Origin of the sequence: Chryseobacterium mulctrae (assembly GCF_006175945.1) — a bacterium.
GTDB lineage: Bacteria > Bacteroidota > Bacteroidia > Flavobacteriales > Weeksellaceae > Chryseobacterium > Chryseobacterium mulctrae.
Window position 1 is genome coordinate 4588938 of the sequence record NZ_VAJL01000001.1, and the last position, 20542, is coordinate 4609479.

At 32.6% G+C, this 20542-nt stretch carries 20 protein-coding genes; 15 read left to right on the plus strand and 5 right to left on the minus strand.

The features are described from left to right. Positions 1–87: 87 nt before the first annotated feature. Positions 88–702, plus strand: a complete 615-nt coding sequence (locus tag FDY99_RS21460; protein WP_139423654.1) for a hypothetical protein — start codon at positions 88–90, stop codon at positions 700–702. Between the two features lie 60 nt (positions 703–762). On the opposite strand, the gene frr is transcribed toward FDY99_RS21460, so the two are convergent. Next, the gene (frr, locus tag FDY99_RS21465) at positions 763–1317 is read right to left on the minus strand and encodes a ribosome recycling factor (protein ID WP_074228635.1); all 555 of its coding nucleotides are present in this window, start codon (positions 1315–1317) and stop codon (positions 763–765) included. A 109-nt stretch (positions 1318–1426) separates the two neighbouring features. After that, entirely contained in the window at positions 1427–2134 is a 708-nt protein-coding gene (gene pyrH, locus FDY99_RS21470; RefSeq protein ID WP_074228632.1) for a UMP kinase, read from the minus strand. 167 nt (positions 2135–2301) lie between these two features. On the opposite strand from pyrH, the gene porQ reads away from it, so the two are divergent. The 5 genes from porQ to FDY99_RS21495 all read left to right on the plus strand — a co-directional run bounded on the left by porQ (position 2302) and on the right by FDY99_RS21495 (position 5385). Beyond that, positions 2302–3294 carry a type IX secretion system protein PorQ gene (gene porQ, locus FDY99_RS21475; protein WP_139423655.1) on the plus strand — a complete coding sequence of 331 codons (993 nt, stop codon included), beginning with the start codon at positions 2302–2304 and terminating at the stop codon, positions 3292–3294. A gap of 81 nt (positions 3295–3375) precedes the next feature. Then, positions 3376–4062 (plus strand): (d)CMP kinase, encoded by a 687-nt coding sequence (gene cmk, locus FDY99_RS21480; RefSeq protein WP_139423656.1) that lies wholly within the window; start codon positions 3376–3378, stop codon positions 4060–4062. Between the two features lie 80 nt (positions 4063–4142). Beyond that, a complete protein-coding gene (locus FDY99_RS21485; RefSeq protein WP_074228626.1) occupies positions 4143–4490 on the plus strand; it encodes a YtxH domain-containing protein in 348 nt (115 codons plus the stop codon). Between the two features lie 85 nt (positions 4491–4575). Next, positions 4576–4884: a phage holin family protein gene (locus tag FDY99_RS21490; protein WP_074228624.1), complete on the plus strand. Its 309-nt coding sequence runs from the start codon at positions 4576–4578 to the stop codon at positions 4882–4884. 3 nt (positions 4885–4887) lie between these two features. After that, entirely contained in the window at positions 4888–5385 is a 498-nt protein-coding gene (locus FDY99_RS21495; protein WP_139423657.1) for a phosphoribosyl-ATP pyrophosphatase, read from the plus strand. A gap of 87 nt (positions 5386–5472) precedes the next feature. Here FDY99_RS21495 and FDY99_RS21500 read toward each other — a convergent pair whose 3' ends face one another. Beyond that, positions 5473–6198, minus strand: a complete 726-nt coding sequence (locus tag FDY99_RS21500) for a TrmH family RNA methyltransferase (RefSeq protein ID WP_074228621.1) — start codon at positions 6196–6198, stop codon at positions 5473–5475. Between FDY99_RS21500 and tamL the strand changes: the two genes are divergently transcribed. After that, entirely contained in the window at positions 6184–8787 is a 2604-nt protein-coding gene (tamL, locus tag FDY99_RS21505; protein ID WP_139423658.1) for a translocation and assembly module lipoprotein TamL, read from the plus strand. The genes FDY99_RS21500 and tamL overlap by 15 nt on opposite strands. Here the strand turns inward: tamL and FDY99_RS21510 are convergent. After that, a complete protein-coding gene (locus FDY99_RS21510) occupies positions 8784–9401 on the minus strand; it encodes a SanA/YdcF family protein (protein WP_084550366.1) in 618 nt (205 codons plus the stop codon). The two genes, tamL and FDY99_RS21510, sit on opposite strands and share 4 nt — an antisense overlap. Continuing rightward, a complete protein-coding gene (locus tag FDY99_RS21515) occupies positions 9398–10522 on the minus strand; it encodes a flavin reductase family protein (protein WP_139423659.1) in 1125 nt (374 codons plus the stop codon). Before FDY99_RS21515 ends, FDY99_RS21510 begins: the two co-directional genes overlap by 4 nt. A gap of 118 nt (positions 10523–10640) precedes the next feature. Here FDY99_RS21515 and FDY99_RS21520 point away from each other — a divergent pair, with 118 nt between their 5' ends. The 8 genes from FDY99_RS21520 to FDY99_RS21555 all read left to right on the plus strand — a co-directional run bounded on the left by FDY99_RS21520 (position 10641) and on the right by FDY99_RS21555 (position 20525). Continuing rightward, on the plus strand, positions 10641–11201 hold the full coding sequence (locus FDY99_RS21520; RefSeq protein WP_139423660.1) for a TlpA family protein disulfide reductase: 561 nt from the start codon (positions 10641–10643) through the stop codon (positions 11199–11201). A gap of 17 nt (positions 11202–11218) precedes the next feature. Next, positions 11219–12190, plus strand: a complete 972-nt coding sequence (locus FDY99_RS21525) for a FecCD family ABC transporter permease (protein ID WP_139423661.1) — start codon at positions 11219–11221, stop codon at positions 12188–12190. 232 nt (positions 12191–12422) lie between these two features. Continuing rightward, positions 12423–12800, plus strand: coding sequence for a GxxExxY protein (locus FDY99_RS21530; RefSeq protein WP_139423662.1), 378 nt, complete (start codon positions 12423–12425; stop codon positions 12798–12800). Between the two features lie 88 nt (positions 12801–12888). Next, positions 12889–13812 (plus strand): ABC transporter ATP-binding protein, encoded by a 924-nt coding sequence (locus FDY99_RS21535; RefSeq protein WP_139423663.1) that lies wholly within the window; start codon positions 12889–12891, stop codon positions 13810–13812. A gap of 165 nt (positions 13813–13977) precedes the next feature. Continuing rightward, positions 13978–14427 carry a MarR family winged helix-turn-helix transcriptional regulator gene (locus FDY99_RS21540; RefSeq protein WP_139423664.1) on the plus strand — a complete coding sequence of 150 codons (450 nt, stop codon included), beginning with the start codon at positions 13978–13980 and terminating at the stop codon, positions 14425–14427. Between the two features lie 85 nt (positions 14428–14512). After that, complete coding sequence (locus tag FDY99_RS21545; RefSeq protein WP_139423665.1) at positions 14513–16906, plus strand: 3-hydroxyacyl-CoA dehydrogenase/enoyl-CoA hydratase family protein; 2394 nt, start codon at positions 14513–14515, stop codon at positions 16904–16906. A 114-nt stretch (positions 16907–17020) separates the two neighbouring features. Then, positions 17021–18202 carry an acetyl-CoA C-acyltransferase gene (locus tag FDY99_RS21550; protein ID WP_139423666.1) on the plus strand — a complete coding sequence of 394 codons (1182 nt, stop codon included), beginning with the start codon at positions 17021–17023 and terminating at the stop codon, positions 18200–18202. Positions 18203–18251: 49 nt separating this feature from the next. Continuing rightward, on the plus strand, positions 18252–20525 hold the full coding sequence (locus FDY99_RS21555; protein ID WP_139423667.1) for a hypothetical protein: 2274 nt from the start codon (positions 18252–18254) through the stop codon (positions 20523–20525). Positions 20526–20542: the final 17 nt, after the last annotated feature.

The following is a 20542-nucleotide window of genomic DNA, read 5'->3' on the forward strand; positions in this document are numbered from 1 at the left end:
TGCAGCTGAATTTCAGTTGCATTTTTATTTAAATTAAGTTTAGAATTGCATATTTTTTGCTTCTTCCAAAAGACCAAATATTAATTAATGAAAAAACTTATTCTGCTACCAAGTCTTATCTTTCTATTTTCCTGCGAAAACAAAAAGAAAGAACCGGTTGATGCAAATTCACAATCAGACAGTTTACCAAAAAATAATTCTCCGCAAAGCATTGAAGAAATAAAAACTGAATATACTTTACTTAATAATCAGTTAATCGCCAAAAAGCTCGATTCTACAAGTTTTGATTATGAATGTAATGAAGTTTCCGGGAATGTGGTTTATTACAGTTTAAACGGAGAACTCAAAAGTATTAAACATTTTCATGGGGACAGCCATTTTTCATCTGTAGAAAATTATTATTTGAAAAACGGAAAACCATTTTTTATTTTTCAGGAAGAAACCGGTTGGAGTTTTGACGGAGGAACACCAGAAAAGCCCGAAACCAAAGATGATGTAGAAGAAAAACGATTTTATTACATCAATGATCAATTAATTTCCTGCAGAGATAAAAAATATACACTGCGAACCAAAAACCAATCAAAACCTGAAAATGTTTCTGATGGAGAAAGTAAAAACTGTAATGATACAGAATTAAGAAAAACTTTCGAAACTCTTATAAAAAATAGAGATAAAAAAGGAAAGACAGATTGCATTTTATAAAAACAAAAGAGAGGATTCATTACCGAATCCTCTCTTTTTATATTTTCAAAAACCTGAAAATTATACTTTCATAATTTCAGCTTCTTTTGTTTTCAAATGGTCGTCACAAAGCTTTACATGCTTGTCTGTAAGTTCCTGGATTGTAGCTTCCACATTTTTTACTAAATCTTCAGAAACTCCTTCCAGTTTCTTCAGTTCTTTGATACCGTTTTGTCTAGCGTTTCTTACAACGATTTTAGTGTCTTCAGTTTCACCTTTAGCTTGTTTAGCCAATTCTTTTCTTCTGTCTTCAGTTAAAGGTGGTACGTTAAGGATGATGTTTTCTCCGTTATTAGAAGGTGCAAATCCTAAGTTAGAATTAATAATAGCTTTTTCAATAGCACCAATTGCGGTTCTGTCCCACGGTTGAATAGAGATGGTCATTGCATCCGGCACAGAAACGTTTGCAACCTGATTAATAGGAGTTGGCGCACCGTAATATTCTACCATCACATCCTGAACCATGCTTGTAGACGCACGTCCCGCTCTGATTCTTTGAAATGCATGATCCAGGTGCTTAAGAGCCGCTTCCATATCATGTTTTACAGATTCTATGATAAGATCTAATTCTTCCATTATATAATAAAAATTTGATAAGTTACACATTGTATGAGCAATCAACAATAAGTAATTAGTAATAAGGGTTTTGTACTTTAAACTTTTACCTTTTTACTTTGCTCTTTTTTTAAAGATTCACTAAGGTTCCTACATTTTCTCCGTCTACAATTTTCAATAAATTACCGTCTTTATTCATATCAAAAACAATAATTGGCAATTTATTTTCGTGGCTTAATGTAAAGGCAGTCATATCCATTACTTTAAGGTCTTTTTCAAAAACTTCTTCGAAAGTTAAAGAATTATATTTTACTGCATTTTCGTTTTTCTCAGGATCGCTGTCGTAGATACCATCAACTCTGGTTCCTTTAAGAATAACATCAGCTCCTATTTCGATAGCTCTTAATGTTGCTGCAGTGTCAGTTGTAAAATAAGGATTTCCTGTTCCGGCTCCGAAGATCACTACTCTACCTTTTTCAAGGTGTCTTACTGCTCTTCTTTTAATGAAAGGTTCTGCAACTTTATCCATTTCGATAGCAGATTGTAGTCTGGTTTTAATTCCTGCATCTTCCAAAGCGCCCTGTAAAGCCATTCCGTTGATAACGGTTGCAAGCATTCCCATATAATCGCCCTGTACTCTATCCATTCCTTTTGCAGCCCCTGCTACACCACGGAAAATGTTTCCTCCTCCAATTACAATCGCAATTTCGCAGCCTCTGTCAACCACTTTCTTGATTTCCTGAGCATATTCCATCAGTCTTTCGGTATCGATACCGTATTGTCTGTTCCCCATTAATGCCTCACCACTCAGTTTCAGAAGGATTCTTTTATATTTCATTGTATATTTTAATAATAGTTTTTTGAGAATTAATTTCTTTGAAAATTAACTTTGCAAATATAATCATTAAAAATATTGAAAAAAAGAAAAATATTATACAGAAATAATGAAAGAAATATTTTGATAAGTAGCAAAAAGGATTATTTTTGCATTAATTAAATACTGATTTGAAGAAAGTTCTAATTTTTTCACTATTTCTTTCGGGAATTGTTTCATTTGCACAAACTGGAACAAACGTTTACTCTTTCTTAAATATTCCCGTCTCTGCAAGACAGGCTGCTTTAGGTGGCGATGCTATTACTGTTAGAGATTATGATGTTTCTTTTGCCATTGCCAATCCGGCTTTGTTGAATAAAGATTCAGATAAACAGCTTTCAATAAACGCTTCTACTTATTTGGCAGACTCAAAGTTTGGAACGATTGCATTTGCTAAAGATTTAGATAATGGGCATATGGTTACCGTCAATGCAAGATATTTGGGTTACGGAAATATTCCCAGAACCGACGAAAGCGGTTTTGAAATGGGAGAATTTTCAGCTTCAGATGTTGCTGTGGGAGCAGGATATGCTTATCAGTTTGAAGAAGACTGGACGATTGGAGGTGGATTAAATTTCATCACTTCAAAAATCGATACTTATACTTCTTCTGCCTTATCGGGAACTTTAGGGATGACTTATCACAACAAACAGAGCAAAGAAGTAGCTTCTGTAGTGTTGAGAAATTTCGGATACCAGTTTAAATCATTCAATGGAGAGAGAGAAAATCTTCCGTTTAGAATAGATTTAGGATATACCAAAATATTAAAAGCAATTCCTCTTGCGATTACCATTACCGCGCACGATCTACAGAAATTTGATATTTCTTCTGATTATGATATTAATGGGCAGGAAATTGGTTTCGGAAGAAAACTGGCCGATCACTTTTCTCTTGGTGCCGAACTTTTCCCTGAAAAAGGTTTCAACATCAGATTAGGATATAATGTAAGAAGAGGAAATGAGCTTGCTGTTGCTGATCAAAGAAACTTTACAGGATTATCTGCAGGTTTTGGTTTAAAGATTTCCAAATTCCGTTTAGATTATGCTCATGTAAGATATCATAATTCTTCTAATGTCAATCAAATCGGGATTTCTGTAGACTTAAGCGGTCATAGAGGAGAGTAAGTTTATTATAAAACTTTAAATATTCAACTTTATCATTGATTCATACTTGATTTTTTCAGAAAATTTCTTGAAATTTGTCTTATGAAAAAACCAGTGATTGCTATTGATGGCTTTTCTTCTACCGGAAAAAGTTCTATCTCAAAAATTATTGCCGAAAAATTGGGCATCGTCCATTTAGACACCGGTGCTTTATATCGGGGCATTACCTGGTTTGCTCTGCAAAATTGTATGGATGAAGACGGTACCATTAATTTACCGTTACTTTTCAAATCTTTTCATTTAATTGATCTTGAGTTTAAAAAAGAAGAAGATGAATTGATTCTTTTGCTTAATCATATTAATATTTCCAAAGAAATCCGCAGCAATGAAGTGTCTGAAAATGTTAGCTTAATTGCAAAACAAAAAGAAGTAAGAGATTTTTTGCTTGATGCACAAAGATTAATTGCAAAAAATGGCGGTGTAATTATGGACGGACGAGATATCGGAACCGTAGTTTTACCCGATGCTGATTTTAAATTTTTTCTTACCGCAAGTATTGACGAACGTACAAAACGCAGATTCAGCGAACTTTTATCTTTAGGAATCGATGCTGATGAGGCTCATGTGAAAGAAAATCTTATTGAAAGAGACCGTATTGACAGTGAAAGAGAGATCTCACCATTGCGACAGGCAGATGATGCGATCCTAATTGATAATACAAACCTGACAAAAAGTCAAACAATCGAAAGCATATTGCAATATCTTACAAAAATTAACAATTTTTATTAGTCACAAATCTTGATTGGTATATTAATTGTAACCTTTTAAAACGAAAACTAGTATTTATTAACTATTAAAAAAAACAAAAAATGTCTAGAAAAGGAAATAATACAGCAGGTATTTTGGCAGGTCTTTTAGCGGGTGCTGCAGCAGGTGTAATTTTAGGAATGCTTTATGCTCCTGAAGAAGGAAAAGAAACAAGAAAAAAAATCAAAAACAAAGCAAATGATCTAAAAGATCAGGCTAAAGATAAATACGGTGAAGTATCTGAAAAAGTAAAAGATCAGTACGACAGTATCTCTTCTACTTTCAAAGAAACTGCCAATAATGTAGCTCATACTGTAAAAGACGGATATGACAAATACAAAGATCAAATTGTTTCTAAAACTACCGATATGGTAAAAGATGTAGAATCTGAATTGAACAATCTTAAATAATTGTATTTAATTTTTCATTAAATATAAAAAAGGAACTTTAGTTAAAAGAGTTCCTTTTTTTGTAACTTTTAAAAAAAATATAAGGATGATTGAAACTATTAAAGAATACGCATCTAAGAGAATAGATTTGCTAAAAATTGAAGCCACAGAAAAATCTTCAATTTCTGCAGGTGTTATTGCCTATCTAGTGATATTGTTGGTGGCTTTTGGCTTTTTTATCATTCTTTTCAATTTTGGGTTGGCGTTTCTTATTGGTAAAGCTTTAGATAATTATTCATACGGATTCTTGATTGTTGCAGCATTTTATTTTGTAGTAATGCTTTTAGTTGTTACCTTTAAGAAAAGAATCGTGCATATGGTAGCAAATAAAGTAATAGAATTCTTAAATCACTAAACTATGGGCAGAAATTACGAGAGTCTGGAAGAACTTAAAAGAAAGAAGAAACTTTTGAAAAGTGAAATAACTGATTTGGAAGCACTTTTGACTTTTAAAAATACAAAAGAAAGCTTGAGTGCATTTACTAATGGTCTTAGTGATCAGTATTTAAAGGAGAAGATTGATGAAGATGGTGAAGAAAAGACAGTGATCAGAAAAGATGTTATTGCAAAGCAGATTACATCTGAAGTAAAAGATCTTTTTCTAAGTAAAAATACAGCAATGGTAATTGCAGGAAGCGCATTTAAAGGCGACGCAATGGACACTGTTATCAAACTTGCAGTTACCGCTTTTGTAGCAAATTATGCAAAGAAAAATATGAAAAGTTCAAACTGGAAAAAGAAGATTCTGGGAGCAGCATTAATTTATGTGGCACCCATGGCTTTAAAATTTATCCGCACAAAGTTGGAAACTTATCAAAAAACAAAAAGTGTATCCAGTATGGAGCAACTTATATAATCTTAGAAGTTAGAAGTTAGAATCTAGAGGTTAGTTTAAATAAAGTTTGTTTTACTAATTTCTAACCTCTAACTTCTAATTTCTTTTCTATTTTGAAAACATTTGTCCTAAAATAATTCCTGCCGCCATAGAAACATTAAGACTTTCTGTAGACTGCGATTTTCCAAATCTTGGAATACTTATTTTCTTGTGAAGAAGTTTTTCTGTTTCATCACGCATTCCATTTCCTTCGTTTCCTAAAATCAGATTGATTTTCTTTGGTTTTTCGAAATGATAAATATTCTCACCTTCCATATCGGTTCCTACATTGATGTTTTCAGTTTTTGAAAGATAATCAACCAAATTGCAATAGACGATATTTACTCTTGTAAAAGAACCCATTGTTGCCTGAATAACCTTTGGATTGTAAAAATCTACCGTGTCTTCACTGCAAATAATCTGTTCAATTCCAAACCAGTCTGCCAAACGGATAATCGTTCCTAAATTTCCGGGATCCTGGATTCCGTCTAAAACCAATTGGAAGTCTTTGTCAATAAATTCAGACCTTTCTAGCAATTCACAAACCGCTACAGAATCTTTAGGATTTTGTAAAAAACTTATTTTTTTAAGTTCATTTTCAGTGATCTGTGTAAACTGAACATCTTTGGACAGAAAATTGTTAGGTTCTGTAGAAAATATTTCTTTAATTTTAAAGTTAGAATTAGGAAGTTCAAGAATAGTTTTATTCCCTTCAACCAAAAACAAGTTGTATTTTTGCCTGAACTTCTTTTTATCTAAAGACTGTAAAATTTTAATTGTATGAGCTGTAAGCATTTTAAGAATTCTCCTCAAAAATATTATAAAATAATATCATTTGCAACATTTGTCGGTTTACTTTATGCATGCAGTACCACAAAAAAAGTTCCGGATGGTGAATATCTGCTTACTCAAAACAATTTTGAATTTGAAGATAAAAAACAGTTTTTCGATGATGAGCTGGAAGATTATGTACAGCAAAAGCCCAACAAAAAGCAGCTGCTTTTCATGCCGCTAAGTCTTCTTTTATACAATGCAGCAAACCCTAAATACGATACGATTCTTAATGAATATATGACGTATCCGAGTGAGATGAGAAATCAGAAACTTCGTGATTCTCTTTTTACAAAATACAATATGCAGAGCAGTGTTGGTAATAGTCTTTTCATGGACAGACTATATCACAATTGGGGAACTCCACCTGTAATTTTAGATCAAACCAGAACCGAAAAAAGCGCGCAGTCTATTGAAAAAAGAATGACGTACAGAGGTTTTTGGGATGCGGAAGTAAAATATGCCCACAAGCTTGATTCTACAGCTAAAAAAGCGTCTGTAAAATATTCTATTACACACAACAGTCCTACAAACATAAAAGAATATTATTACCACATTCCAGATTTAGGGATTAAAGGACTTTACCAGCAAAAAATGCACGAAAGTTTGGTAAGAAGCGGGCAATTGCTCGATCAGACTGTTTTAGAAAAAGAAATTACCAGAATCAATGACTGGATGCGTGAAAACGGATATTACAGATTCAATGCAGGAAATGATGAGGTAGGTTTTGTTGCAGATTCTCTTTTGAGCAGAAAAGAAGTTCCGTTAGTTTTAGAAATTCGTAAAGATTCTATCAATCGTCCTTACAAAAGAGCTACTTTTGGAAATATTGACGTCGCAATTGTTGACCGTCATTCAGATTTTCCAAGAAGAACAGTGAAAGATAGTCTTAGAAGAATTAGATTTCATAAAATGAATGAAAATTATAAGACTTCGGCTTTATGGAGAACCATTATTGTTGATAGTAAAACTATTTATGATCAGAAAAAATTAGACCTTACCAAAAGAAATCTTTTGGCAATGAATAATTTTAGCATCCTTAAAGCCAGAGATTCTTTGAGACAAGGCGGTGCAACTGCGCCAAACGACAGCATTGTAGATGTTTTATATATCTTGAAACCTTTAGATAAATATGAACTAAAGATAGGAACCGATGTCAATTATTCTCAGTTACTAAATTTAGGAGTTTCCCCTTCTGTAGACCTTACAACCCGAAACGTGTTTCGTGGTGCAGAAAACTTGACAACGAGTGTTGCAGGAACTTTTGGATCGATCAGAAATCCTAAAAATTTAGATAAAAGAATTTTAGCGTATGAATATTCTGCGCAGGCTTCTTTAAGCTTTCCTAGATTATTGCTTCCATTTAATTATTATAAACTGATTCCTAAAAGATATACTCCTACATCATCAATTGTTTTGGGAGCTTCGGTACAGAATAATATCGGTTTGGGAAGAACCAACTTTAATACAGGCCTAAATTATTTTGCCAATGTTAATGATCAGGTTTCTCACAGATTAACGTTGTTTAATACCCTTTTCAGTTTAACTAAAAACAAAGACAGTTATTATGATTTCTTCGTAAATGATGATGTTGTAAGACAGACTGTTTTTAATGATTATTTTATTTCTAATCCACAAATTAAGCAGGATTTTGAGTCCGGAATTTTATCGAGAGACCAGGTTTCAGAAAAGATTATTAGTGATTTAGGATACGCAGCATCTGCAGCAACTGATCCTAAAAGAGCTGATGATTTACTTTCTTTTCTGGGAACAATTGTCAATAAAGACAGACAGACTCAGGACGTTCTTATTTCATCGATGATTTATAATTTTATTTATAATGAAATTGGTAAAAAAGATTATCCTAATGCTTTTTATTTTAACGGAAAAGTAGAATTGGCAGGAAATATTCCAAGTATTTTTAATCAGAAAAGACAAGATGACGGTGGAATTTTAAGAAGTCCTGAAAGAACAATTTTCGGAATTCCATATGCGCAGTTTGTGAAATTTGATTTTGATGTAAGAAAATATTTTAAATTTAATGGTAATCAGACTTTAGCGTTGCGACAGTTTATCGGGATAGGTATTCCTTACGGAAACTCTTCAGCAATGCCATTTGTAAGATCGTATTTTAATGGAGGTTCTAATGATATCAGAGCTTGGGTTGCATTTGGCGGTTTAGGACCGGGAGGTTCTCAGATTGACGAAAAAGTGCGTACTTATTTGATGGGAAATATTAAACTAACAACCAACATAGAATACAGAATTCCGTTTACCGAGATGTATGAAGGTGCTATTTTTACCGATATCGGAAACGTTTGGAATACTGAAAATAATGGTTTTGATGATCAGTTTAAATTCAATAAATTCATCAGAGAAATGGGTATTGGTAGCGGATTTGGACTTAGAGTTAACGTTGCTTACATTACCTTAAGAGTAGATTTAGCTTATAAAATTTACGATCCGAACAAACCTGATGGTGATAGATGGAGATTCCATGATATTAAACCATTAAAACCAACTTTAAACATCGCTTTCGGATATCCTTTCTAATCCGAAGAAATTCCAAAAATAAAATAAACTACAGCGGCCACTCTTGCGAGTATTTCGCGGGATTGGTTTCTGTAGTAACTCTCTGGTTTTGTAACATCTTGCGCATCAAAACCTAAAGCATTCATGTTATTGTTTCGTGCAAAAAATAATGCTCTCAAATTATGAAAACCCTGAGAAACAATAATCACATTTTTCTTATTGTAAACATCTTTACAGCGTAGTATACTTTTGTATGTATTAAAACCTTCAGGATCTTCTATAATGATTTCTTCGGGCACACCTTCCTGATAAATCAGATAATTTTTCATTGCGGCAGGTTCATTATATCCTTTGCTTTTTTCGCCGCTTACAATGATTTTTTTAATTTTTCCGTGATGATAAAGCAATGCTGTTGCATCCATCCTTTTGGTAAAATACGGATTAGAAAGTCCGGAACGCATTCTTGGAGAGGTTCCTAAAACCAACGCCACTTCTCTGGGCGGAATTTTTGAAATCTTGGTATAAGTTCTACCATTGGTCAATCCGAAAACCCAGGCATTAGATAAACATATCAGAAGAAAAACAATTTCTACTGACACAAAAAATAATTTAAATATGTTTCGGATGATTCTCAATTGAAATCAAAGTTAAGCTTTATTTTCTTAGTTTTTGCAATTGACATACACGCTAATATTTTGCCTTGAGCTTCCTCTTTTTCGGTAAGATATTCGTTTTCCAAAAGTTCTACTTCGCCTTCTTCTACAGTACATTCGCAGCTTCCACAAATTCCTGATTTGCAGGAATAGGGAACCGGAAATTTTTGAATCAAAAGCTGTTGAAGAATTTTCTCACGATTATTTGATAGTATCGTCTGATAATTTTTCCCTAAAAGCTGAAAATCTACCTCTACATTTTCTATCAATGGAAATTCTTTTTCGACAGGATAAATATCATCATTAAACTCTTCAAACAATTCAAAATGAATGTTCTTTTTTGGAATTCCGTGATGATAACAAGCATTGGCTAAAGTTTTTATCATCTCCCCTTTTCCACAAATTAAAACTTCGTCAACGGCATCCCAAATCGTGGATTCTTCATCGGTATCATCCAGATGTAGTATTTGATTGATAATTAAATTCAATTTTTTTGCATCTAATCTTCCGTAGAAAAACTGATCTGCCGTTTTTTCCTGCGAATAAAAATAAAAAATCTGAAGCCTGTGATGATGTTGTTTTGCAAGATTATCTAAAAGATCACGGTAAACAAGTTCTTCAGAGCGTTTATTTCCCAGAAAAAGAAACAGTCTTGTTCGTGGTTCATTATGAAGAATGTTTTTAAAATGGCTTAAAATAGGAGTAATTCCAATTCCCGCAGCAAAACCTACAATCGTTCTGAATTCACTGGGTTTAGAAACTAAAGTAAATCTTCCATTGGGTTCGCTCACAAGCAATTCATCACCAACTTCATAATTGTTATAAAGCTGTGCGGTTGCACCGTTTTCAGAATTGATTTTAATTCCTAAAGCTATTTTTTTCTCATACGGAGCCGAAGTCATTGAGTAATCATTGATCACTTCTTTTCCTTTAGCATTGAATTTTACACTTACAAATTGCCCTGCTTCAAACGTGAAATTTTCTTCTAAATCCTCCGGGATCTCAAGCTCCAGCGAAAAAGTATTTTTGGTCAGGTCTTCCTTTTTAGCTATTTTTAGGCGGTGAAACTGCGTCAGTTTTCCTTTATAGATTTGTTGTTCCATACTTCATTTCAAAAATAAATAAAAAATAATTATGAAACCGACCTTCACCTAACTTTCTTGCAACAAAACCAATGAAAAATACCTTTCGTATATTTCATTTTAACAAAGAATATTATTTATGAAAAAAATAATTTTGACTGCAATTTTAGCAACTGTTCTTATCGGTTGTAAAAAAGAAGCAGAAAAAACAGAAGAAAATATCAGCGCAACAGACTCTGCAAATATTCAGAGCACACCGGAAAGTGAAACTTCTAAAATCTCACTTAAAGAAGTTGATCAAAAAGGCTTAACTGAGATTCTGTCTAAAAATAACGATACTTTATATGTAACCAATTTTTTTGCGACCTGGTGTGGACCATGCATGATGGAAATGCCTCATTTTAAAAAGAAAATTGAAGAGTTAAAAGGGCAACCCGTAAAGTTTACTTTTATAAATATTTTTAATAAACCGGATTGGCAAACAGAAGTTTCTGCGTTTGCACAAACAAGTGGTTTGGCAGATAAAATTCTTCTTCTTGATGATAGCAAGTTAAACCAAGATTTTTTTGAAAATTTTCAACAATGGAGTGGAAATAATATTCCATTTACTTTCTTCAGAAAAGGTGATAAAACCGAAGAATCTTTAGGTTCAATGAGTGAAGAAATGCTTAATTCAAAGATTGATTCTTTTTTAAAATAAGATTATTCTAGTTTCAAATGTCTAAAAAATTTAAGATCCTGTGTTTATTTTTACTAATTGCAGTTATTTTGACAGCGATCACTAATCTGAATACAGGATTTTTGACTTTAAATCTTCAGGATTTTTTTCAGGATTCTACCAACAGTCAGATTGCAGAAATTCGTGTGAATCGCGTATTAGTAATGCTTTTAGCCGGGATTTCAATTCCAACTTCAGGTTTTCTGATGCAAGAATACTTTCAGAATCCTCTTGCGGGACCAGATATTTTAGGAATAACCTCTGTCGCAAGTTTATCAGTTGCATTCTATATTTTCTTTTCACACAATATTTTACTGCCCGAATTTCTTCAAAATAGTTTTCTGAGTTTGTCTGCAATTATAGGAAGCTTGCTGTTGATGCTCGTTTTGCTGTCGATGTCTAATAAATTTCAAGATAAATCTTATCTGATTATTTTTGGATTTCTGGTATCTGCTTTTGCGGGAGCTATTGTTTCTCTTCTTCAGTTTTATGCAGAAAATCAAAGCTTAAAAAATTATATTTTATGGTCTTTCGGAGCCAATAATATGGTATCGAGAAATCAGATTATCGTTCTTGCTGTTTTAGTTTTTATTGGATTATTAATTTGCTTTAAAACTATAAAACCTTTAATCGGAAATTCTCTTGGAAGTTCATACGCACAGAGTTTAGGAGTTAATTTAAATCATCTGAAATTGATGATCATTGTTGCTTCTTCTTTACTTTCCGCATCGGTTACAGCATTTTTAGGGCCTATTTTATTCATCGGAATTATTGTTCCTCACTTTTGCAGATTGATTTATAATCCTGCAAAACTTTGGCAACAGTGGATTTTGAATATGTTTTTAGGAATGTTGATGATGTTATTCTTTTCAGTGGTTGCCGAAAAATCGCAGATTCCTTTGAATGTAATCAGTTCAGTTTTTGGTATTCCTGTAATTTTAATGATGCTTTTGAAACAGAATAAAGTGTAAATGTTGGTATTTCACAAAGGCGCAAAATTTTTCATAAAATAATGTTGTAAGGCGCAAGGATTTTATCTTTGATAAAATTTAAAACTATAAAATATAAGTGAAAAAATAATTTCAATATTGGTTGAAAATCTTTGATTTTCTTGCGCCTTAAAAACAGTATAAAAATTAAAAAATTGCGCCTTTGCGAAATACCAACAATAAACACAAACCACAAAATGAAAAGCACAACACAATGACAGAAAATGAATTATCAAAAATTGTTTTTGAAACAGGATTAAAAATCCATAAAAAACTTGGAGCAGGACTATTTGAACACGTATATGAAGAATGTCTTTTTTATGAATTAACAAAAGCAGGATTACTTGTTGAAAAACAAAAACTACTTCCAATTATTTATGAAGAATTAAAAATTGAAAACGCTTTCAGATTAGATATGATTGTTGAAAATAAATTAATCTTAGAAATAAAAACCGTTGAGTATATTAATTCAACTCATAAAGCTCAACTTTTAACTTATTTAAAAATGACGAATTGTAAATTAGGATTACTATTAAATTTTCAATCTGATATTTTTAAAAATGGAGTAACAAGAATCGCAAACTTTTTATAATTAAAGCTAACAAATATTTGACAAAGTCAAATTCCTTGCACCTTAAAACACTATTTTTGTAAAAGAAACTTTGCGCTAAACCAACAATATGCACCTACAAATAAAACAAGCCAATATCGGCTACGACAAAACCTTAATTTCAAATGCCAATGCATCTTTGAATTTAGGAGACGTTTGCTTGTTGATTGGAAATAACGGTGTTGGAAAAACAACTTTAATTAAATCGATTCTTCATCAAAATCCTTTGTTGAGCGGAGAAATTTTAATTAACAACAAAAGTGTAAAACATTTATCGGTAAAAGAAATTGCCGAAAATATTGCCATTGTTTTTTCTAAAGCGATCATTCCGCAAAATTTCACGGTTGAAGATTTGATCTCTTTAGGAAAATATATTTATTATCCTTTTTATTTTGAACTTAAAAAAGAAGATCGGGATGAAGTTTCAGATATTATTAAAGAATTAGATTTAGAGCAATACAAAAATACTCCTCTAAAAAATCTGTCTGACGGAAATCTCCAAAAAGCCTTTATTGGACGTGCATTAACACAGAACTCTCCTATTATTATTCTCGATGAGCCGACAACTCATTTAGATGAAAAAAATAAAATCATCATTCTAAAAACACTTCGGAAACTTGCCAAAGAACAAAATAAACTGATTTTGTTTTCTTCCCACGATTGGCGTTTGGCAAAAGAATTTGCCGATAAAATCTGGTATGTTAAAAACCAGAAATTATTTTCCGGAATTGTTGAGGATATTTTACTAATGCATGATGAGTTGACGAATGCATCATTATTTCAGGTTAATAAAAATTTTGTTGCTCCTTCCATTATTTCGCCCGAAATTCAAAAAGAGATGCTCTACTCTTTATTGCAAAAAAACTTTCAAAAAGACCTTTCATTATTCCATTTTCAATATAACGATACATTTTGGGAGATTTCTTACAAAAACGAAATCTACAAATGCGAATCCTTCGAAGAAATCGTTAATTTGATTACAAAGCTTCATTAATACAATCTTTTATTTGTTTATTCTATATACTATGCATGCATAGTATTATGCTTGTCATATAATTTAAATTACTGATATTCAGTTAATTAATAAATTTTAATATTAATTAATACTATGCATGCATAATATTTACTACATTTGATAAAACCGATTAGCAAAAATAATATGATGGATAATAAAGAAAAAACAGAAAACGTAGACCTCATTCTGAAGCAGACTTGGTTGGCTGTTTCAAAAATGTATACTGAGCTTGCACAAGAACACGATTCTACTGCTGTTCAGGCTTTAACATTACTTAAAATTGATCCAAAAGAAGGGACAAGAAGTACCAATTTAGGCCCGAAAATGGCAATCGAGCCAACTTCTCTCACAAGAATTATTAAACTCCTTGAAGACAACGGATATATCTACAAAGAAAAGACGACTACCGATAAAAGAGAAGTCATCATTAAGCTTACGGATAAAGGATTAAGCTCAAGAAATATGTCGAAAGAAGTGGTGGTAAATTTCAACAAAAAAGTGATGGAGAAAATTTCTCCTGATAAGTTGGAAACCTTCAAAGAAGTAATGAGTGAAATCATGAAAATTGCTGCCGACTTGAATAACAGAAAATAAAAAATTCGCCTTTTTTGGAACGTCTTAAATAAAAATCCTAACCAAAAGAGGTGAAATTAAGCGATAATAACTAAAATAAATATTAATGAAAAGAAGAATCAAACACGTTACGGTATTAGGTTCCGGAATTATGGGAAGCGGTATTGCTGCACACTTTGCCAATATTGGCGTGCAGGTTTCACTGCTCGATATTGTTCCTTTTGAATTAAATGAAGCCGAACAGAAAAAAGGTTTGACAAAAGACGACAAAGCTGTGCGAAACAGAATTGCTTCCGAAAACTTTGAAAAACTTAAAAAAGCAAGTCCTGCACTACTCTATTCTCCGAAATTTGCCGACAGAATTAAAGTAGGGAATTTTGATGATGATTTAGCGAAAATAAAAGATACTGACTGGATCATTGAAGTTGTTGTTGAAAAACTTGACATCAAAAAATCGGTTTATGAAAAAATTGAACAGTTTAGAAAACCAGGAACTTTAGTTTCTTCAAATACTTCTGGAATCCCAATTAATATGTTGGTAGAAGGAAGAAGCGGTGATTTCAAACATTATTTTGCAGGAACACATTTCTTTAATCCTGTAAGATATCTTCCTCTTTTAGAGATTATTCCTACAAAAGATACATCTCCTGAAATCATAGATTTCTACATGAGTTACGGAGCAAAATTCTTAGGCAAAACAACTGTTTTGGCAAAAGATACTCCTGCGTTTATCGCCAATAGAATCGGGGTTTTCTCGATGATGGATTTGCTTCATAATGTTCAGAAATTATGTTTAAATGTTTCTGATGTAGATAAATTGACAGGTCCGGTTATCGGGCGTCCAAAATCTGCGACGTTCAGAACAGCCGATGTTGTAGGTTTAGATACTTTGGTAATGGTTGCAAACGGTGTTCGTCAAAGCGGTGCTGAAGCAAATGATTTCAACAATGTTTTTGCCCTTCCTGATTATATTCAGAAAATGGTAGACAACAAATGGTTGGGTTCAAAAACCGAGCAAGGTTTCTATAAAAAAGTGAAAGGCGCAGACGGAAAATCTGAAATTCACGGATTAAATCTTGATACTTTAGAATACGAACTTCAAGGAAAATCTTCTTTCCCTACTTTAGAATTAACTAAAAATATCGATAAACCAATTGACAGATTTAAAGTCTTAATTGGTGGAAAAGACAAAGCTGGAGAGCTTTACAGAAAATCTTTGGGAGCATTATTCGCTTATGTTTCGCACAAAGTTCCTGAAATTTCTGACGAAGTTTACAAAATTGATGATGCAATGAGAGCTGGTTTCGGTTGGGAAAACGGGCCTTTCGAAATTTGGGATGCAATTGGGGTTCAAAAAGGTATTGAGTTGGCTAAAGAAGCGGGTTATGAAGTTTCAGACTGGGTTAAAAATGTAGAGTCTTTCTATAAAGTAAATGAAGATGGACAAAGCATTTATGTTGATAAAAATTCAGGGGAATACAACAAAATTCCTGGGCAAGATGCTTTTATTATTTTAGATAATATCAGAAAAAACAAGACACTTTGGAGTAATTCAGGTTCTTCAATTGAAGATTTAGGCGACGGAATCATCAATTTTGAAATCCGTTCTAAAATGAATTCTCTGGGAGGCGAAGTTTTAGATGGATTAAACAGAGCGATTGATTTAGCTGAAAAAGAATACGACGGATTAGTGATCGGAAATCAAGGTACAAATTTCTCTGTTGGAGCGAATTTAGCTATGATTTTAATGATGGCAATCGAGCAAGATTGGGATGATTTGAATATGGCAATTGCTTATTTCCAAAAATCGATGATGAGAGTTCGTTACTCTTCTATTCCTGTTGTTGTTGCTCCTCACGGAATGACTTTAGGTGGTGGTTGCGAAATGACAATGCATGCAGACCGAGTGGTTGCAGCTGCAGAAACTTACATCGGATTGGTAGAAACCGGAGTTGGTGTAATTCCAGGCGGTGGCGGAACGAAAGAATTTGCTTTGAGAACTTCAAGAGAATTCCACAGTGACGATGTTAAAAATAACCGTCTTCGTGAAGCTTTCATGAATATTGCCATGGGAAAAGTGGCAACTTCTGCTTATGAAGCATACGACATGGGAATTCTTGAAAAAGGAAAAGATATCGTAGTCGTTGACAAAAAACGTCAGATCGCAGAAGCTAAAAAAGTTGCAAAATTATTAGCTGAACAAGGTTATACTCAACCCATCGAGCAAACTGTAAAAGTTCTTGGAAAAGACGCTCTTGGAATGTTCTACGTAGGAACTGACCAAATGTTAACAGGAAATTTCATCTCTGCACACGACAAAAAAATTGCAGATAAATTAGCCAACGTTTTGGTAGGCGGAAATCTTTCTGAACCAACTGTTGTGACCGAACAATACTTATTGAATCTTGAAAGAGAAACTTTCTTACAGCTTTGTGGTGAAAGAAAAACTTTGGAGAGAATTCAGTTTATGTTGCAGAAAGGAAAACCGTTGAGAAATTAAGATAAAAAAATTTCACAAAGTTTGTCATTCCGTAGGAATCTAAGCTTAGATGCTTTCAGCATGACAAATTTGATGTATCATTTTTTTAATTAAAATCAAATAATTAATAAACAAATGTCAAAACAAGCATATATAGTAAAGGGGTTCAGAACTGCCGTTGGAAAAGCTCCAAAAGGAAGTCTAAGATTTACAAGACCCGATGTAATGGCGGCTACAGTTATTGAAAAATTAATGGCTGAGCTTCCACAATTAGATAAAAACAGAATAGATGACCTTATCGTAGGAAATGCAATGCCAGAGGCTGAGCAAGGACTGAATGTAGCTCGTCTGATCTCTCTAATGGGGTTAAATACAGATAAAGTTCCGGGAGTAACTGTCAACAGATACTGTGCTTCAGGAAGTGAGGCAATCGCTATTGCTTCTGCAAAAATTCAGGCTGGTATGGCAGATTGTATCATCGCGGGTGGTACAGAATCTATGTCTTACATCCCTATGGGAGGTTACAAGCCTGTTCCTGAAACGAATATTGCAAAAACAAATCCTGATTACTATTGGGGAATGGGTTACACTGCTGAAGAGGTAGCAAAACAATACAATATTACAAGAGAAGAGCAAGATCAGTTTGCTTTTGAATCTCATATGAAAGCTTTAAAAGCGAATCAGGAGGGGAAATTTACAAACCAAATTGTTCCAATTCCTGTAGAATATAACTTTCTGGATGAAAACCAGAAAATGCAGACTAAAAAGTTTGATTTCTCTATAGATGAAGGTCCAAGAAAAGATACTTCTTTTGAAGGATTATCAAAACTAAGACCCGTATTTGCCAACGGTGGAAGTGTAACTGCCGGAAACTCTTCTCAAATGAGTGACGGAGCGGCTTTCGTAATGGTAATGAGTGAAGAAATGGTAAAAGAACTAGGACTTGAGCCTGAAGCTAGATTAGTAGCTTATGCCGCAGCCGGACTTGAACCAAGAATCATGGGAATGGGGCCAATTTATGCTATTCCAAAGGCTTTAAAACAAGCAGGTTTAGAATTAAAAGACATCGATTTGATTGAACTTAATGAGGCTTTCGCTTCTCAGTCGGTTGCCATTAAGAAAGAATTAGGCTTAAACCCTGATATCTTAAACGTAAACGGAGGAGCAATTGCTCTTGGTCACCCACTGGGATGTACCGGAACAAAACTAACTGTTCAGCTTCTCGACGAGATGAGAAGAAGAGGCAACAAATACGGAATGGTTTCCATGTGTGTGGGAACAGGACAAGGAGCTGCTTCTATTTTTGAACTTCTATAAAATAAATTGGGAAGACTGAGTTTTCTTTCTTCCCAAATTTTAATTTTTTATGACAAACAAGTTATCTTTTTTTTCTCTTTTTGTGGTTATTCTGGTGAATTCTCAGCAGAAAAAAACGACATATTTTGACAAAGAATGGAAAGAAACTACAAAAGATAAAGCAGTTTTCTATAGACCTACTCCTGTTGTATTAAATGATTCAATAGAATTTATCCAGGATTACTTTATTAATGGAAAACTCCAATATCAAGGATACTCTTTGAAAAAAGAAAATCATAAAAAAAATATTGGTTCAGAATATTGGTACGACGAAAATGGTTTTGACAACGGTTCAAAATATTCTCAGAGCAGTTTAGAACTTAAATTCTACTACCCTAGTGGAAAACTCTGGAAAATTCAAAAACCGAATGGAAAAAAAGTACAGGAAGAAACTTATCTTGAAAATGGAAGCCTAAAAAGTATTGATTCAGTAGATTACGACTCGGATTCAAGAAATACTGGAGTTAAAAAAGTATATTGGAACAATAGTAATAACCTTGCCTATGAGGAATTTTACAACACAGAAAAACAGTTAGTTAAAATTAAAAACTACAAGCAAGACGGAAGTTTAATCAGTGAAATAAATGCTGATAATATTATTGATGGATATGTAATCAATCATGAATATTTTAAGTATGATATCCTTAATAACTTTGCCATTGCTTCTAAAAAGCTTTCATTTAATGATAAAATATCTACAAACCAGGTAATTGATTTTCCCGATGCTCATTTTATAGTGCATGGAAAATATTCTGATATTCTTCAAAAAAATGGAGATAACTATATTTTTTATAACTATAAAAGCTGGATTTCTGATGATCGCAGAAAAAACCGGGCGTATACAGAGCTGGAAAATGATGATAGAATTTTTAAATTTAAAAATATACAGGACTATTTAGGTGAAAAAAACTTTCTTTTAGACGTTAATAAAATTAAAAACCAAACCATTGAAAATTTTAAAAATGAGATAACTAAGAAAGTTTTCAGCTATTATGATAAGGAAGAACAATTATTATATAAATATTTTTTTCCCACACCTGAAATAATTAGCAAACAAGTATATAAGTTTGAAGATAATGAGGGTTATGGATTTGGGTATCATAAGTCCAATAAGGATGATCATGAAAAAAAATGGAGACTCTATTCTTCCGAATCTTTCACGGCTTTCTTATTTAATCTTCAAACCAATAGACCTGTTATATCTTTTAAAGATTCGTCAGACAATTTCTTTATACCTCTTGAAGACGGCTACTTATTGAATAATATAAAGGTAAAGGCAGAAGATAAATCTGACAGTAAGATTGATCATAATCTCGATGTTCAAAAGCATTATACAATTATTGAAGAAAATGGCAAAAAGAAATTGTATTCAGTATTTGGGAATCAGGTAATTCGTGACAGCTATGATGAAATTCTAATGAATGATTATTTTATTGTAACTAAAAAGGGTTCTGATTATTCCATTTATGATCCATTTTTTAATAGATTAAATATCAACAATATAAAAAGTGTTTATCTAAAAGGTGACTATATCAATGTTTTATATGATGGAAAGGTAAGAAATCTCAATTCATTATTGGAAGATACTCTACCTAAAAAATACATTTATATGACATGCAGTCAGGATCCGAACACCTATTATAAATTTTCGCCGGCTTATGATAAAAATTCTAACCGAAATGTAATTGTAAGAATAAGAAACCGATGGGATTCTTCTGAAACACAATCATATGCTTTAAAAAATCTGCCTCAAAAAGCAAAACTAAACTATATCTATAATGATATAAAAGCAGGTAGAAAGGATATTCTAAACTATTTCAAATATGATGCTTATGATATTGAAGATTTTTTCATAACAGCAGAGTATCAAGGTAAAAAAGGACTTTTCTCTTTTGATAAGGAAAAAAGAAATTTCGTAAATGGTTCGAGAATAACAATTAAAGATAAAGAATTTGAAAAAAAATATTCTGAGATCACGCAGGAAGCAAGTTTTAGCAGATCTAAGAATGAGATTGAGGATGAAGATGACCATAAATTTAGGTTCTATGATTTCAATTATGAATTTGATGCCATTACCCTATTACCAATGGAATATGATGATATTATTTTCAAAGATGAATTAATCATTTTTTACAAAGACAGAAAATACGGAGTTTATAAACTCAGCAAAGAACCGAAATACAAAAAAACAGGAATCCGAAAAGATAATTTTTTGGAAATAACAAACGAAAAAAATCAGCAGGGCTGGCTTGACCTTGCTACAAACATTGAATATTATAATTGAAAATAAAATAATAAATA